The organism is Asanoa ferruginea (assembly GCF_003387075.1).
GTDB classification, from domain to species: domain Bacteria; phylum Actinomycetota; class Actinomycetes; order Mycobacteriales; family Micromonosporaceae; genus Asanoa; species Asanoa ferruginea.
Window position 1 is genome coordinate 7,722,774 of record NZ_QUMQ01000001.1, and the last position, 14,825, is coordinate 7,737,598.

Sequence of the window (14,825 nt, forward strand, 5' to 3'; positions counted from 1 at the left end):
CGCCCAGCCACACGCCAGTGCGGGCACTCACACCACACATTTGGCCGGCGGTTGCAGCCGCCGACCAGACGCCAAGCGCCGCGGGTCAGACCCGTCGCGCCTTCACACGGTGGAGCAACCATGAATTTACCTCGACACCCCGGGCGAAAAGCTGTCGCGCTCCTCGCGGCGACGTTGCTGCTCTTCGCCGGTGCGTGCAGCGACGCCGGCGACACGCCGGCGGCCGGCGGCCAAGCCGGCGACAAAGGCAAGATCAAGATCGCCCTCTCCAACTCCTTCATCGGCAACCAGTGGCGGGTGGAGATGGAGAACGTCTACAAAGCTGCCTGCGCCATGCCGCCCTACGCCGACCAGGTCGAGTGCAGCGTCTTCAACGCCGGCAACGACGTCTCGACGCAGTCGCGGCAGATCTCCAACCTCATCTCGCAGGGCGTCGACGCGATCGTCATCAACGCCGCCTCGACCAGCGGCCTCAACGGCGTCGTGCAGCAGGCCTGCGACCGCGGCATCGTGATCGTCTCGTTCGACAACACCGTCGACAACAAATGCGGTCTGACCGTCAACACCGACCAGGTCAAGTTCGGCCAGCAACTCGCGCAGTTCATCGTCGACCAGCTCAAGGGTCAGGGCAACGTGGTGATGGTGACCGGTGTCGCCGGCACCGGCGCCGACAACGACCGCAACAAGGGCGCCAAGGAGGTCTTCGCGGCCAACCCGGGCATCAAGGTCGTCGCCACCTACACCGGCATGTGGGACTCGGCCACCGCACAGCGCGCGACCTCGGCGCAGCTACCCAACCTGCCGAAGGTCGACGGCGTCTGGGTGTCCGGCGGCACCGACGGCGTGATCAAGGCGTTCGCCGCGGCCAAGCGGCCCATGCCGGTCGTCGGTGGCGAGGCCGAGAACGGGTTCCGCAAGTTCATGGCGGGCCTGCTCACCCCGAAGGTGACCGGCATGTCGATCGGGCAACCCCCGTTCCTGTCGGTCATCTCGCTCGAACTCGCGCGTGCCGTGGTGAAGGGCGAGCACCCCAAGTCGAGCATCACCATCCCGTTCCCGGTCGCGACGTCGGAGAACATGGTGCCCGGCGAGACGGTCTTCCCCGACCTGCCGGACAGCTTCTTCGCCGACTTCACCGACTCGGGGCCCAACGCCACGGTCGTGCTCTGCCAGGAGGCGGCGACCGACGGCACCCCGTGCCCGGGCAAGACCCTCGACGTCAACCTCGGCACGCCATGACCCAGACCTCGTCGATGGCGCGGTCCGACACCAGAGCATTGGCGGTACGGGCAACCGGCGTCGACCGCGCCTTCGGCGGGGTCCAGGCGCTCCGGGACGCGTCGTTCGCGGCGCGTCCCGGCGAGATCCACGCCCTGGCCGGCGAGAACGGCGCCGGCAAGAGCACCCTCATCAAGGTCCTGTGTGGACTCATCAGCGCCGACAAGGGCACCGTGGAGATCCTCGGCACCGAGGTCAGCAAGGTGCAGCCCGCCGCACGGCGCAAGCTGGGCGTGGCGACCGCGTTCCAGGAACTGTCGCTGCTGCCCGACCTGACCGTGGCGGAGAACCTGCTGCTCCAGGACCCACCGCGGGGCCGCCTCGGGCTGGTCCGCCGCAGCCGCCTGGTGCCGGCGGCGCTCGCGGTGCTGCGGCACTACGGCGTCGACGACATCGACCCCCGGGCCACGGCCGAAGACCTGTCGGTCGGCCAGCGGCAGGTCGTCGAGCTCGTGCGGGTGCTGGCCGGCGAGCCACGGGTGGTCATCCTCGACGAGCCGACCGCCGCGCTGCCCGACCGGCAGGTCGAATGGCTCGCCGGACACATGCGGCGGCTGCGCGACGAGGGGTGCTGCGTCATCTTCACCTCCCACCGCTGGCGCGAGATCGAGTCGCTCGCCGACCGGGTCACCGTGTTCCGCAACGGCACCCAGGTCGCCACCCGCGAGCGGCTGTCCGAGGCGGAGGCCGTCACGCTGATGAGCGGGCGGAGCTTCGCCGGGGCGTACCCGACAATCACCGCCCAACCCACCGACGAGAGCGCCCTTCGCGTCGACGGGCTCAAGAGTGGACGCCTCGACGGGATCTCCTTCGACCTGCGCCGCGGCGAGATCCTCGGCGTCGGCGGCCTCGCGGGCCAGGGACAGCGGGACCTGTTCCTGACCCTGTTCGGCGCACGGCGGGCCAAGGAGGGCACGATCGCCGTCGACGGCAAGACAGTCACGGTCCGCTCACCGAAGGACGCGATCCGGGCCGGCGTCGGCATCGCCTACGTGCCCGAGGACCGCAAGGCCGAAGGCCTGTTCCTGCCCTTGTCGATCCGCGACAACATCGCCTCCGCCACCTTGTCCCGCCGGGCCACCGGCGGCTTCGTCAACCGGGGCGCCGAGCAGGCGGCCATCAAGTCCATCGTGGACCAGCTGCGAATCGGTGCCGGCCGGTCGACCAACCGCGCGGTCGACACACTGTCGGGCGGCAACCAGCAGAAGGTCGTGATGGCCCGGTGGCTGCTCACCGACGCCCGGATCCTGCTGCTGTTCGACGTCACCCGCGGCGTCGACGCCGCTACCAAGCACGACATCTACGAGCTGGTCGGCACGCTCGCCGCGCAGGGCCGGGCGATCCTCTACTACTCGAGCGAGACCGAGGAGATCGCCCACCTCTGTCACCGGGTTCTGGTGCTGCGGGAGGGCAAGGTGGCGGCCGAGCTGGCCGGGCCGGTCGGCGACGCGGAGCGGATCGTCGCGGCGTCCATCAAGGAGAGTCAGGATGCGTGAAGCGTTGCGCCGGGCCAGCCTCGGCTATCTGGTGCTGGCGGCGACCGTCGTCGCCTACCTCGTCGTCTACACCTCGCGGCTGGGCCGGTTTCCCACCTCGTTCGATTATCTGTCGATCCTCAACACCACGCTGCCGCTGGTGTTCGTCGCGATCGGCCAGAGCCTGGTCGTGCTCACCGGCGGGATCGACCTGTCCGTCGGGGGCATCGTGAGCGTCTGCGTCGCCGTGACCGCCAGCAGGGTGACCGGTGGCGTGCTCTCGTCGTACACGTGGATCGTGGTGATTATCGCGATGGGCGCCGCGTGCGGTGCGGTCAACGGGCTGATCGTCGCCTATGGACGGATCGCGCCGATCCTCACCACCCTGGCGACCCTGTCCATCTTCAGCGGCCTCGCGCTGTGGGTGCTGCCGGTGCCCGGCGGCTCGATCCCGCCCGAGGTGCGGCTGGTGCTGACCAACCCCGGCACGCCGACCGGGCTGATCTGGCTCGGGCTCGCGGTCGTCGGCTGGCTCGTGCTGCGCCGGACCAGGTTCGGCATGCGGGTGTACGCCGTCGGCAGCGACGAGAGCAGCGCCCGGGCGGTCGGGGTGCCGGCGGCCGCGGTCAAGCTCAAGGTCTACGCGCTCTCGGGCCTGTGCAGCGCGCTCGCCGCCGTGTTCTACGTGTCGACCACGACCGCCGGCGACGCCAACGCCGGCAACCCGTTCATCCTCACCTCGATCGCGTCGGTGGTGGTCGGCGGCGTCGCGTTCAGCGGCGGGCGGGGCAGCGCGCTCGGTGCCGTCGCCGGTGCGGTCGCCCTGACGCTGGTCATCGACATCCTGTTCTTCTCCGGCATCGACCCGCTCTACCAGTCGCTGTTCCAGGGCCTGTTCCTGGTCGTGGCGGTGCTGCTCGGCACGGTCGCCGCCCTGGTCGCCCGCCGCAGGAGGCTGGCATGAGCACCCGGCGGGTCCTTTACGCGCTTGCCGGCACCGTCGCCGTGCTGCTGATCGGTGCGATTCTGCACCCCGGTTTCGCGTCCTGGTCGAGCCTGCGGGTGATGCTCGTCGTCGCCAGCTTCACCGGCTTCGTCGCGGCCGGGCAGATGCTCGTCGTGCTCGTCGGCGGCATCGACCTGTCGATACCCTGGGTGCTCAACGGCGCCGCGATCGTGCTCACCACATCGAGCCTCGGCCAGACCTCGCGGGCGCCGCTGGCGATCGTGCTCGCGCTCGGCGTCGGTGCGCTGGTCGGGCTCGGCAATGGCATGGGTGTCGCCTGGCTCGGCGTTCCCGCGGTCGTCATGACGTTGGGCATGAACGGCGTCATGCAGGGCCTGACGCTCGGCCTCTCCAAGGGACTGACCTGTGCGTCCTGCGGCTCCTACGCACCCGCTCCCCTGCGCGGCCTGTTCGACGGCGCGCTGCCGGCCCAGCTTTTCCTCTGGGCGGGCGTGGGCCTGTTCATGACCGTGCTGCTCACCCTCACCACCTTCGGGCGCCGGGTGTACGCCGTCGGCGTCAACCCCCGCGCGGCGTTCCTGTCCGGCGTGGGCGTGCGCGGGGTGACCGTGGCGCTCTACACGCTCAGCGGGGTCTTCGCCGCGCTGGCCGGGATCGCGCTCGTCGCCTACGGCGGTCAGCCGTCGCTTGGCCTCGGCGACCCCTACCTCTTCGAGTCGATCGCCGCCGTCGTGGTCGGCGGCGTCTCCATCCTCGGCGGCCGCGGCCACTATCTGGGCGTCATCGCCGGCTCGCTGACCCTGGTGGCGGTGACGACGTTCCTCCAGGCTCAGCGCGTCCCCGAGTACGGCCGCCTTATGATCTACGGCCTGGTCATCCTCACGATCCTGTTCGCCTACGGCCGGGAGAAGGCTCATGACTGACGTGACCGTGCTCAGCGACATCCCCTGCGAGCTGGGCGAAAGCGCGCTGTGGGACGGGTCGCGGTTCTACTGGGTCGACATCCTCTCCCGGCGGATCTATGCGAAGGCGTGGCCGGCCGGCCCGGTGCTCACGTTGCCGGTCCCGGACCTGGTCGGCTCCGTCGCGCTGCGGGCGGGCGGCGGCCTGGTGGCGGCGTTGCGCGACGCGATCGCGTTCTGCGACGTCGACGCCGGCACGGTCGAAGTGGTCCGCGCCATCGACACCCCGCCCGGCACCCGCCTCAACGACGGCGCCGTCGACCCGTCCGGCGCGTTCTGGTTCGGGTCGATGGACATGGAGGAGAAGGAGCCGTGCGGTTCGTTCTACCGCCTCGACCCGGCGCTGACGGTCACCCGCGCGTTCGGCGGCATCATCTGCTCAAACGGCCCGGCGTGGAGCCCCGACGGGGCGACGATCTACCACGTCGACTCGACGGTGCGGCTGATCCGGTCCTATCCGGTGTCGCCGTCCGGCACGCTCGGCGAGGGCCGGGTGTTCGTCTCCGACGAGGAACACGAGTGGTTCCCCGACGGCGTGACGGTCGACGCCGAGGGCTTCGTCTGGAACTGCAAATTCGGCGGCGGCCGCATCGTCCGCTACGCGCCGGACGGCACGGTCGACCGGGTGATCCCGGTGCCGGTGGCCAAACCGACCCGGTGCGCCTTCCTCGGCCCGGACCTCGACGTGCTGGCGGTAACCTCGGCCCGGGTCGGCGGGGACCCGTCCCCGCTTGCGGGCCAGGTCCTGCTGCTCGACCCCGGCGCCCGCGGCCTACCCACTCCCCACTTCGGCGGGTGACCTCTCAGCCTTCGTCCAAGCATTGACCGAGCCAGGTGGTGACGGCGTCATAGTCGCGAAGCGCCATCTGATACGGCTTGTCGGCCGCCCATTCCCGCGCGTCTTTGGTAAACCTCGTCGTGGCGACGACAACTGCCTTGTTGGCGCGCTTGTCTGCTAGCACTCCATAGAGCTTTTGGAGGACCGGACGGCCGACCGGATTTTCCGGCCGCCAAAGCTTGCACTCGACCAGATAGAGAGACGTGCCGACCAGATCATCCTTCTTGGCGTAGATATCGACTCCGCCATCCCGGCTCGGTGGCGTGAGATGGACATGGTTGAAGCCGGAACGGACGAGAATGTCAGCGACGATCTCTTCGAATTGGCGCGGGCTCAACGTGTAGAGCAGCTCGGGGTGATGTGCGAGCAGCCGAACAGCCTCGTCGTCGATCCGCGGCTTGGCCATGATGACGTCGGCAAGTCTGCGACCTGCAGGGTCACCAGGCGCACTCTCCGGGCGGAGCAGTCCGGCGGTGTCCGCGCCGCGGAGCTTCGAGTGCAAGAGGTCGCGCAGTTCCTCTGTGCTCAGCGACGGGGCGGCAAGACGCTGAGGAACCTCGTCCAGAAAGTCGTCCAGATTCCCCCAGGACCGCGTCCTGAATGACCCCAGGGGACGTTCGGACCTGGGACGTACCTCATTGACGACGAGGTCTCGTCCGGCCCAATCTCTCCCGTTTAGATCGGCAATGGCCTCGGCCGCGGCGTGTTGCGGAACTTCGACGAAGCCGAAGCCCTTTGACCGACCCGTTTCCCTATCCTGCACCACGGACAGGATTCTCGGGCTATAGCGTGAGAACAGCTCAGCGAGATCAGCTTCCGTGTACGAGTACGGAAGGTTCCCCACATAGAGCTTGCGGTGGTCCGCAGTTGCCATGCTTCGCATCATTCCGCATGCCCGCACTCCGTCCGAATCCGCGATGCCGATGCGACATGTCGGGTTTGCCCATATTCTGAGGAGCATGGAAGCGAAGCAGGTCGTGCTGACCTCGGCCGCGCAGTTGTTCGGTGAGAAGGACCCTCTGGCGGTCGACCGCTGGGTCTCCCCCGGCTATGTCCAGCACAGCAGCATGGCTGCCGACGGGCCCGACGGGCTGCGCGACCTGATCCAGGGCCTGCCCGACGGGTTCCGTTACGACATGCACCGGATCATCGCCGACGGTGACCTGGTCGCGCTGCACGGCACCTACTACGGCTGGGGGCCCGATCCGCTGGTCGCCTTCGACGTGTTCCGCGTCGCCGACGGCAAGCGGGTCGAGCACTGGGACGCCCTGACCCCGGTGGTGCCGAAGACCGCCTCGGGGCGCTCGCAGACCGACGGGCCGACCGAGGTCACGGATCTGGCCTCCACCGAAGCCAACCGTGACCTGGTTGTCGGGTTCATCGAGACCGTCTTCAAGGACGGTCGGGCCGGCGCCATCGGCAATTTCATCAGCACCGACGAGTATCTCCAGCACAGCCCCGGGATCGCCGACGGCATCGGCGAGCTGTCGGCGACATTGGAGAAACTGGGCAGCGGCCTGGCCTATGACAAGGTGCACCTGGTGGTCGCCGAGGGCAACTTCGTGCTGACCGCGGGCGAGGGCACCTTCGGCGGCAAGCCGACCGCGTTCTACGACCTCTACCGGGTGGAGAACGGCAAGATCGTGGAGCACTGGGACTCGACGCCGGAGATCAGGAATGACCTGCCGCACGCCAACGGCGCCTTCTGACCGCTCAGGGCTTGCGGGCCACGCCGCACCAGCCGTCGAGCTCGTCGCCGTCGGGCTCGTGCCGCCACCGGGTCGTCGGCACCACGCCGGGCTCTTCGAGCTCGAGCCCCTTGAAATAGAGTGCGATCTGCTCGGGGCGGCGCAGCGCGTAGTTCTGCGCGCCGGCGCTGGCGCCCTTGGTGATCTCGTCGCTGGAGTCGGTGCCGTCGTTGATCACCACGAAGCTGCCGGCCGGGACCGCGTCGACGAACCGGGCCACGACCGAGCAGGCGTCGTCGTAGTCGGGGATATTGCCCAGGATGCCCAGCATGATGACCGCCACGGGCTGCTCGAAGTCGAGCACCCGGCGGGCCTCGCCCAGGATCCGGTCGGTGTCGCGCACGTCGGCGTCGACGTAGTCGGTCACGCCTTCCGGGCTGCTGGCGAGCAGCGCGCGGGCGTGCACCAGCACGAGCGGGTCGTTGTCGACATAGACCACCCGCGACTCCGGCGCCACGGCCTGCGCGATCTCGTGGGTGTTGTCGGCCGTGGGCAGCCCGGTGCCGAGGTCGAGGAACTGCCGGACGCCCCGGTCGGCGGCGAGGTGGCGCACCGCGCGACCCAGGAACGCCCGCTGCGCCCGGGCGTTGTCGACGATCGCCGGGAAGACCGCCCGGACCCGGTCGCCGGCCTCCCGGTCGACGGCGAAGTTGTCCTTGCCGCCCAACCAGTAGTTCCAGACCCGCGCGCTGTGCGGCACGCTGGTGTCGAGACTGGGCACCTGGTCCTGCGTCATCGCGCGCGCTCCCGAAGATCGGCCGTTTTCAGCGCGCAGCATAGTCTTCCGCGTGGCTCCGATGTGTCCCGTCAGGTGGCCAGCTGCCGCCGGTGCGAGAGACCCTCGTGATGATCGGGGCCGACATGGCAGGCCGGGTCGGTGTGGACAGTGGCACCCGTCAGGCGCGGCACGTGATGGGTGAGTTGATGCTCGGCGTCGGCGGCGACCTCGTGCGCCTGGATCAGGCTCAGGTCGGCGTCCACGACGATGTCGGCCTCGGCGTGCAGGCGGTGACCGATCCAGCGCATCCGGATCCGGCTCACGTCGCGCACCCCGGCGACCCGGCGCAGGCTGGCGTCCGCGGCGTCGATCAGCGCCGGGTCGACCGCGTCCATCAGCCGCCGGTAGATCTCCCGGGCGGCGTCCTTGAGCACGAACAGGATCGCGACCGTGATGGCCAGGCCGACCACCGGGTCGGCCCACTGCCAGCCGATCCAGGCGCCGGCGGCCGCGAGCACCACGGCGAGCGAGGTGAACCCGTCGGTGCGGGCGTGCAGGCCGTCGGCGACCAGCGCGGCCGACCCGATCCGCCGGCCGACCGAGATCCGGTAGCGCGCGACCACCTCGTTGCCGACGAAGCCGACGACGCCGGCGGCGGCCACCCACGGGATGTGCGTCATCGGCTCGGGGTCGAGCAGGCGGACGACCGCGGTCCAGCCGGCCAGCACGGCCGACGCGGCGATCACGACGATGATGAGGATGCCGGCCAGGTCTTCAGCACGTCCGAACCCATAGGTGTACGCCCGGGTCGCCGCCCGCCGCCCGACCAGGAACGCGACGCCCAGCGGAACGGCGGTCAGCGCGTCGGCGACGTTGTGCAGCGTGTCGCCGAGCAGGGCGACCGAGCCGGAGAGCAGCACGATCACCACCTGGATGGCGGCGGTGGCGCCGAGCACGACCAGTGAGATCCACAGGGCGCGCAGTCCGTCGCGGGACGACTCCATCGCGGAGTCGACCTTGCCGGCCGAATCGTGCGAGTGCGGCGTCAGGGCGTGCTTGAGCCGGTGCCAGCCGCTCCGCCGGTGCTCGTGCTCGTGGTCTGAATGGCTGCCGCTCACCACCGCAGAATACGTGCTCATGTACGCACGCGACAACGCTGCAACTGCCAACCATGGGCAACTAACCTGTGCTCATGTACGCAAGCGGCAAAGCCCCCGAGCACGAACTGCCCAGCGACGCGCAGTTCGAGGCCGCCGTGGTGGCACTGCGGATGCTCGCCGAGCCGACCCGCCTGCGCCTGCTCTGGCTGCTGCACGACGGCGCCGAACTCGACGTCGGCTCACTCGCCGCCGAGGTCCGGGCCGCCCGCCCGGCGGTGTCGCAACATCTGGGGAAACTGCTGCTCGCCGGCCTGGTCAGCAGCCGCCGCGACGGCCGCCGGGTCCTCTACCGGGCCCGCGGCGGTCACGTCAAACGCCTGGTGGCCGAGGTCCTCTACGCGGCCGACCACCAACTCACGAACGCGCCGGAACACGACTGAACCCGGCGCCATCGGTCGCCGCACCTTAACCTTGGGCGCATGCGACATCGCGCGGTCACCGCCGCCGCCGTCATCGCGACCCTCCTCGGCGTCCTGGCCGGGTGCGGCGCCGGGAGCCAGCAGCCGCCGGCCGCGCCCGAGGCCGCTCCGCTCGTGGTCGGTTACCTCACGGCATGGGGCAGCGGCGACCGGATCAAAGACGTGGAACGCAGCGGCGCCGCCGATGTGCTGACACACCTGGTCTACGCGTTCGGCAGCGTCGCGGGTGGCCGCTGCGCCGGCGGCCAGGAGGCGGTGTTCGCCGAACTGCGCGACCTGAAGGCGCGTCACCCGAAGCTCAAGCTGATCTGGTCGTTCGGCGGCTGGAACGGCTCGGCCGGTTTCACCGAGGCGGCAAAGGATCCGGCGGCGTTCGCGGCGTCGTGCCGCGACCTGGTCGACGATCCACGATGGACCGGCGTCTTCGACGGCATCGACATCGACTGGGAATACCCGAACGCCTGCGGTCGTAGCTGCGACCACAGTGGACCAGACGCGCTGGCCGCGCTCACCGAAGCACTGCGCGCCGCGTTCGGCCCCGACCGCCTGGTGACGGCGGCGGTGACCGGCGAGAGTGGCACGGCCGGCAAGGCCGACTACGCCCGCGCGGTCAGGTCGCTGGACTGGGCGATGGTGATGTCCTACGACTATTTCGGGACGGGTTCGCCGCGCGGCCCGACCGCGGCGCACTCCCCGTTGACCGCCTATCCCGGCATCCCCCGGACGAGTTCGACGGCGGAGGCCGCGGTGGCGGCCTACACCGGCATGGGCATCCCGGCCCGCAAGCTGCTGCTGGGCATCGGCTTCTACGGCCGGGGCTGGACCGGCGTCGCACAGCCCGAGCCCGGAGCCGCGGCGACCGGCCTGCCCAAGCCACGCGACTACCGGGTGCTGCGCGAGACCTGCCCACCGACCGGCACGGTCGGCGGCACGGCCTACGCACAGTGCGGCGACGAGTGGTGGGCCTACGACACCCCGGAGACGATCAACACCAAGATGGCGTACGCCCGCGAGGCCGGCCTGGGCGGCGCCTTCGCCTGGGAACTCGCCGGCGACTCGGCCGACGGCCAGTTGATCAAGGCGATGGCGGCCGGCCTCGCCTGACCGGTCAGTGCATCGCCATTCGAGGGCGTTCGTGGTCGAGCTCGCCCGACGCCGAGCGCGCGGGGACGATCACCGCGCTGAGGATCGCGGCCACCCCGGCCACAACGGCGGCGAAGGTGAAGGCGTTCGTGAACCCCGTCGCGGTCGTGCCGGCGATGCTCGCCGCGGCGATGCTGGAGACGACCGCGACGCCGAGCGATGCGCCGAACTCGTGGAACGTGCTCAGGATTCCCGATGCCACGCCGGCTTCGTGCGGTGCGGCCTGGGCCAGCGCGGTCGTCGACGCGGCCACGAACGTCGCGCCGATGCCGCCGCCGGCCACGCTGATTCCCACGACCAGGGCGGTCGCACCGTCCCAGATCGCCGGGGCCGCGGTGCCCAGGCCGGCGACCGCGAGCCCGGCGATCGCGACCACCCGCGGGCCGACCCGACCGACGACCTGGCCGGCCGTGTGCGCGCCGGCGATCGTCAACAACGCCACCGGGAGGAACAACAGTCCAGTGTGGAGGGCTCCGTACCCCCGCAGGTGTTGCAGGTAGAACGAGCCCAGGAAGAAGACGCTGATCATCAGCGCGGTGGCGACCAGGATCATGAACGTTCCGGCGGCGACCGGCCGGCGGGTGAGGATCCGCGGGTCCATCAGCGGCGCCCGGACGGCGCGTTGCAGCACCGCGAACCCGGCATAGAACACCGCCGCGGCGGCCAGGGCGACGAGCGTGCGGGTCGAGCCCCAGCCGCGGTCGCCCGCGGTGATCAGCGCGTAGATCGCGGCGCCGGTGCCGGCGGTGACCAGCAGCGCGCCCGGCACGTCCAGGCGCGGCCGGTCGGGCACCGGTGGGTCGGTCGGCAGCAGCCGGCTCAGTGCCACGGCCACCAGCAGGCCGACCGGCACGTTCACGTAGAACACCCACTGCCAGCCCGGGCCCGCGGTCAGCACCCCGCCGAGCAGCACGCCGATGGCCGCTCCGCCGCCGCCCAGGCCGGACCACACGCCGAGCGCCTTGTTCAACTCGGGGCCGCGGAACAGTTTCGTCACCATCGACAGCGCGGCCGGCGACAGCATCGCCGCGCCGACGCCCTGGGCCACCCGGCCGCTGAGCAGCACCTCGGCGGAGCCGGCCAGGCCGGTCACCAGCGACGCGGCGGTGAAGACGAGCAGGCCCGACAGCACCAGCCGGCGCGCGCCGAACAGGTCGGCCGCCCGGCCGCCCAGCAGCATCAGGCCGCCGAACATCAACGTGTAGGCGCTGACCACCCAGGTCAGCGTGCCTCGGCTCAGGCCCAGGTCGATGCCCATGTGCGGCAGGGCGATGGCCACCACGGTGACGTCCAGGACGAGCATGAACTGGGCGGTTCCGAGCAGCGCCAGCGCCCGCCAGCGGCGCGGGTCGTCGGACATGGAAGACCTCCATAACCTGAACACTGATGTACGAGTTAAGCTTCGGCTACAGTAACTCGTACAGCGGTGTTCAACAAGAGAGGTCGTCCAGTGCGGGCCGACGCCCAACGCAACATCGACGCCATCGCGGCGGCCGCCGTCGACTGTCTGAGCCGCGACCCCGACGCGAGCGTCAACGAGATCGCCATGGCCGCAGGCGTCGGGCGGGTCACGCTCTACGGCCACTTCCCGTCGCGGGCCGACCTGGTCGACGCCGCCTTCGCCCGCGCCATCGAAGACGGCGACGCGATCCTCACCGCGGTCGACCTCGACGGCGACCCACGCGCGGCGATGACGCGGCTGATCGACGCCAGTTGGCAGTTGGTCAACCAGTTCCGCTCACTGCTGGTCGCCGCACAACACACCCTGCCGCCGGGCCGCATCCGCGACCTGCACGCCGAACCGGCCGACCGGATGCGCGGCCTCATCGCCCGCGGCCAGGCCGACGGCGTCTTCCGCACCGACCTGCCCGACTCATGGCTGATCAGCGTCATCCAGAACGTGATGCACGGCGCCGCCGACGAAAATCACCGCCGACCGCCTCAAACCAGGCGACGCGGCCGGTTTCATCTCCGCCACGGTCCTTGCCGCCCTCACCCCACCGGGCCACCGCGTTCGATAGGGTTCGCGACGACAGCGCCTAGGGTTCCGGTGCTCGGATCGATACGGTCCGCGCACGCCTGGTCCGAGCGGCGCCACCGCGTCCAGCCGAACAGTCGCGGTCATCTAAAGGGATAAAAGCCTTGAGGATCCCCTTCCGGTGCGCCCGCACCGGAGTGAGGCGGTCCTGCGCGTGCTTGTCCTTGCCTTCCTGTTCGCCCTCGCTCTGTTCGCCGGTGTGCTCGGCGGCGTCGTCGGCACCGGGTCCTCGATGGTGCTGCTGCCGGCACTCGTGCTCTGCTACGGCCCACGGGTCGCCGTCCCGGTCATGGCCGTCGCCGCCGTCATGGGCAACGTCGGCCGGGTGGTCGCCTGGTGGAGCCGGATCGCCTGGGCGCCGGTCGTGGCCTACTCACTCCCCGGGATACCGGCGGCGGTGCTGGGTGCGCACACCCTGCTGACCATCCCGCCCCGGGTCGTCGACGGGTGCCTCGCCGCGTTCTTCGTCGCGACGATTCCGCTGCGTAGGTTCGCGGGCCGCAGACAGTGGCGGATGCGGCTGTGGCACCTGGCCGTCGCCGGCGCGGGCGTGGGGTTTCTGACCGGCATGGTCCTGTCCACCGGGCCGCTCAGCGTGCCGGTCTTCACCGGCTACGGGCTGACCGGCGGTGCGTTCCTCGGCTCCGAGGCCGCCAGCGCACTGTTGCTCTACGCGAGCAAACTGGCCACATTTCAGGATGCCGGCGTGCTCGGCACCGACGTGCTGAGCCGTGGCGCCGTCATCGGAGCGGCCGTTATGGCCGGATCGTTCCTCGCTCGCCGGATTCTGCGCGACGTCACCACCCGGCGTTACGAGGCGCTCATCGACGCCGTCCTGGTCATCGCCGCGGTGGGCTTGGCCATCAGTGCCATGCGATAAGCCCAGCGTGTGTACGGTGCGATCATGATCTCGGGTCGACCGGCGGTGACACTGTCCGGAGTTTTCTTCGGGTTCCGGTAAATGGTTCGGTGCGCCGGTGCGTAAAGCAGGTGTGGAACGAGACCGGGCGGACTTCGCCGACTTCTACCAGCGCGCCAGGGACAACTGCCTGCGCGCCGTGCTGGCCGGCACCGGCGATCTCGCGCTGGCCGAAGACCTGGTAGCGGAGGCGTTCGCGCGGGCCTGGGCGGCGTGGCCCAAGGTGAGCCGGCATCCGGCACCCGCGGCGTGGGTGGTGCGCACCGCCCTCAACGTCAAGGTTTCCTGGTGGCGGCGGCACCGGCGCGAGGTGGCCCTCGACGGTCACGACCGGCCGCAACTCGACGGACCCGCCATGGACGACGCCCTGCTGGCCGCCATCCGCAAGCTGCCGCAACGGCAGCGCGAGGTGATCGTGCTGCGCATCTGGCTCGACCTGGACACCCGGACCGTGGCCGAGGTGCTGGGCATCTCCGCGCAGACCGTCGCCGTCCACCTGTCCCGTGCCACCGCAACCCTGCGGGCGCAGTTCGTGCCCGTAGCCCGTCAGGAGGTCGGATCATGAGCGACGACGAGGTGCTGGACGCGGTGAAGCAAACCCTTTCCGGCGTACGGATGGATCGCCCGATCGAGGCGATCGAACAGCGCGGCCGGGCCCGCCGCCGCCGGCGCAACCTGTTCGGCCTGGCCGCCGGTGGTGGCGCCGCGGCCGTCGCCGCGCTCGCGCTGGCCCTGCCGATGGCGGCCCAGCCACCCGCCGCGGCACCCGCCGCCCTCCAGCCCTCGCCGTTCACGCTGGTCAGGATGTCCGACGACACGGTCAAGCTGACGCTGCACTGGGAGCAGATCCTCGACCCCGCCGCCCTTCAGAAGGCGCTGGCCGACGCGGGCATCCCGGCCGTCGTCAAGGCCAACGTGCTCTGCGTGCCGAAGGGCAGGCAACTCTCCGGTGCCAGCCAGGTCTCCTGGACCGAGCGGGTCGACTGGCCGGACGGTTCGCCCAAGGAATACACGCTGGTCATCGCGCCGGACAAGATGCCGAAGAACAGCCGCATCTACTTCAGCGTCTTCGCCGTGCGACCCGGCGGCGGGTTCGCCAAGGCGGCACACTTTCTCGTGTCGGACAACGATCCGATGATCTGCCACCGCGTCGCGTAGCC

Annotated in this window: 16 protein-coding genes; 12 read left to right on the top strand and 4 right to left on the bottom strand. The window is 70.4% G+C overall.

All coding sequences use genetic code 11. The features are described from left to right. Positions 1 to 120: 120 nt before the first annotated feature. From DFJ67_RS36100 to DFJ67_RS36120, 5 genes are read left to right on the top strand one after another with little or no spacing between them, the layout of a single operon-like run. Positions 121 to 1,239 (top strand): sugar ABC transporter substrate-binding protein, encoded by a 1,119-nt coding sequence (locus DFJ67_RS36100; protein WP_116073294.1) that lies wholly within the window; start codon positions 121 to 123, stop codon positions 1,237 to 1,239. Continuing rightward, positions 1,236 to 2,774, top strand: coding sequence for a sugar ABC transporter ATP-binding protein (locus tag DFJ67_RS36105; protein WP_203783327.1), 1,539 nt, complete (start codon positions 1,236 to 1,238; stop codon positions 2,772 to 2,774). Before DFJ67_RS36100 ends, DFJ67_RS36105 begins: the two co-directional genes overlap by 4 nt. Next, complete coding sequence (locus DFJ67_RS36110) at positions 2,767 to 3,717, top strand: ABC transporter permease (protein ID WP_116073296.1); 951 nt, start codon at positions 2,767 to 2,769, stop codon at positions 3,715 to 3,717. Before DFJ67_RS36105 ends, DFJ67_RS36110 begins: the two co-directional genes overlap by 8 nt. Next, positions 3,714 to 4,643 (top strand): ABC transporter permease, encoded by a 930-nt coding sequence (locus tag DFJ67_RS36115; RefSeq protein ID WP_116073298.1) that lies wholly within the window; start codon positions 3,714 to 3,716, stop codon positions 4,641 to 4,643. The genes DFJ67_RS36110 and DFJ67_RS36115 overlap by 4 nt, the downstream gene beginning before the upstream one ends. Continuing rightward, positions 4,636 to 5,481 (top strand): SMP-30/gluconolactonase/LRE family protein, encoded by an 846-nt coding sequence (locus tag DFJ67_RS36120; RefSeq protein ID WP_116073300.1) that lies wholly within the window; start codon positions 4,636 to 4,638, stop codon positions 5,479 to 5,481. Before DFJ67_RS36115 ends, DFJ67_RS36120 begins: the two co-directional genes overlap by 8 nt. A 4-nt stretch (positions 5,482 to 5,485) precedes the next feature. Here the strand turns inward: DFJ67_RS36120 and DFJ67_RS36125 are convergent, their stop codons facing one another. Then, complete coding sequence (locus DFJ67_RS36125) at positions 5,486 to 6,394, bottom strand: restriction endonuclease (RefSeq protein WP_147315751.1); 909 nt, start codon at positions 6,392 to 6,394, stop codon at positions 5,486 to 5,488. Positions 6,395 to 6,479: 85 nt separating this feature from the next. Between DFJ67_RS36125 and DFJ67_RS36130 the strand changes: the two genes are divergently transcribed. After that, positions 6,480 to 7,229, top strand: a complete 750-nt coding sequence (locus tag DFJ67_RS36130; protein ID WP_116073304.1) for a nuclear transport factor 2 family protein — start codon at positions 6,480 to 6,482, stop codon at positions 7,227 to 7,229. A 4-nt stretch (positions 7,230 to 7,233) separates the two neighbouring features. Here DFJ67_RS36130 and DFJ67_RS36135 read toward each other — a convergent pair whose 3' ends face one another. Together DFJ67_RS36135 and DFJ67_RS36140 are read right to left on the bottom strand one after the other, a co-directional pair. Next, a complete protein-coding gene (locus DFJ67_RS36135; RefSeq protein WP_116073306.1) occupies positions 7,234 to 8,004 on the bottom strand; it encodes an SAM-dependent methyltransferase in 771 nt (256 codons plus the stop codon). 71 nt (positions 8,005 to 8,075) lie between these two features. Beyond that, positions 8,076 to 9,125: a cation diffusion facilitator family transporter gene (locus tag DFJ67_RS36140; protein ID WP_116073308.1), complete on the bottom strand. Its 1,050-nt coding sequence runs from the start codon at positions 9,123 to 9,125 to the stop codon at positions 8,076 to 8,078. Between the two features lie 53 nt (positions 9,126 to 9,178). Here DFJ67_RS36140 and DFJ67_RS36145 point away from each other — a divergent pair, with 53 nt between their 5' ends. Together DFJ67_RS36145 and DFJ67_RS36150 are read left to right on the top strand one after the other, a co-directional pair. Continuing rightward, positions 9,179 to 9,526 (top strand): ArsR/SmtB family transcription factor, encoded by a 348-nt coding sequence (locus DFJ67_RS36145; protein WP_116073310.1) that lies wholly within the window; start codon positions 9,179 to 9,181, stop codon positions 9,524 to 9,526. Positions 9,527 to 9,565: 39 nt separating this feature from the next. Next, entirely contained in the window at positions 9,566 to 10,669 is a 1,104-nt protein-coding gene (locus DFJ67_RS36150; protein ID WP_116073312.1) for a glycoside hydrolase family 18 protein, read from the top strand. 4 nt (positions 10,670 to 10,673) lie between these two features. Here DFJ67_RS36150 and DFJ67_RS36155 read toward each other — a convergent pair whose 3' ends face one another. Then, entirely contained in the window at positions 10,674 to 12,068 is a 1,395-nt protein-coding gene (locus DFJ67_RS36155) for an MFS transporter (RefSeq protein WP_116073314.1), read from the bottom strand. Between the two features lie 90 nt (positions 12,069 to 12,158). Between DFJ67_RS36155 and DFJ67_RS36160 the strand changes: the two genes are divergently transcribed. The 4 genes from DFJ67_RS36160 to DFJ67_RS36175 all read left to right on the top strand — a co-directional run bounded on the left by DFJ67_RS36160 (position 12,159) and on the right by DFJ67_RS36175 (position 14,823). Next, positions 12,159 to 12,845 (top strand): TetR/AcrR family transcriptional regulator, encoded by a 687-nt coding sequence (locus DFJ67_RS36160; protein ID WP_244940450.1) that lies wholly within the window; start codon positions 12,159 to 12,161, stop codon positions 12,843 to 12,845. Between the two features lie 55 nt (positions 12,846 to 12,900). Continuing rightward, entirely contained in the window at positions 12,901 to 13,626 is a 726-nt protein-coding gene (locus DFJ67_RS36165; protein ID WP_116077060.1) for a sulfite exporter TauE/SafE family protein, read from the top strand. A gap of 97 nt (positions 13,627 to 13,723) precedes the next feature. Continuing rightward, positions 13,724 to 14,230 carry a sigma-70 family RNA polymerase sigma factor gene (locus DFJ67_RS36170; protein WP_116073316.1) on the top strand — a complete coding sequence of 169 codons (507 nt, stop codon included), beginning with the start codon at positions 13,724 to 13,726 and terminating at the stop codon, positions 14,228 to 14,230. Continuing rightward, positions 14,227 to 14,823, top strand: a complete 597-nt coding sequence (locus DFJ67_RS36175; RefSeq protein ID WP_116073318.1) for a hypothetical protein — start codon at positions 14,227 to 14,229, stop codon at positions 14,821 to 14,823. Before DFJ67_RS36170 ends, DFJ67_RS36175 begins: the two co-directional genes overlap by 4 nt. Positions 14,824 to 14,825: the final 2 nt, after the last annotated feature.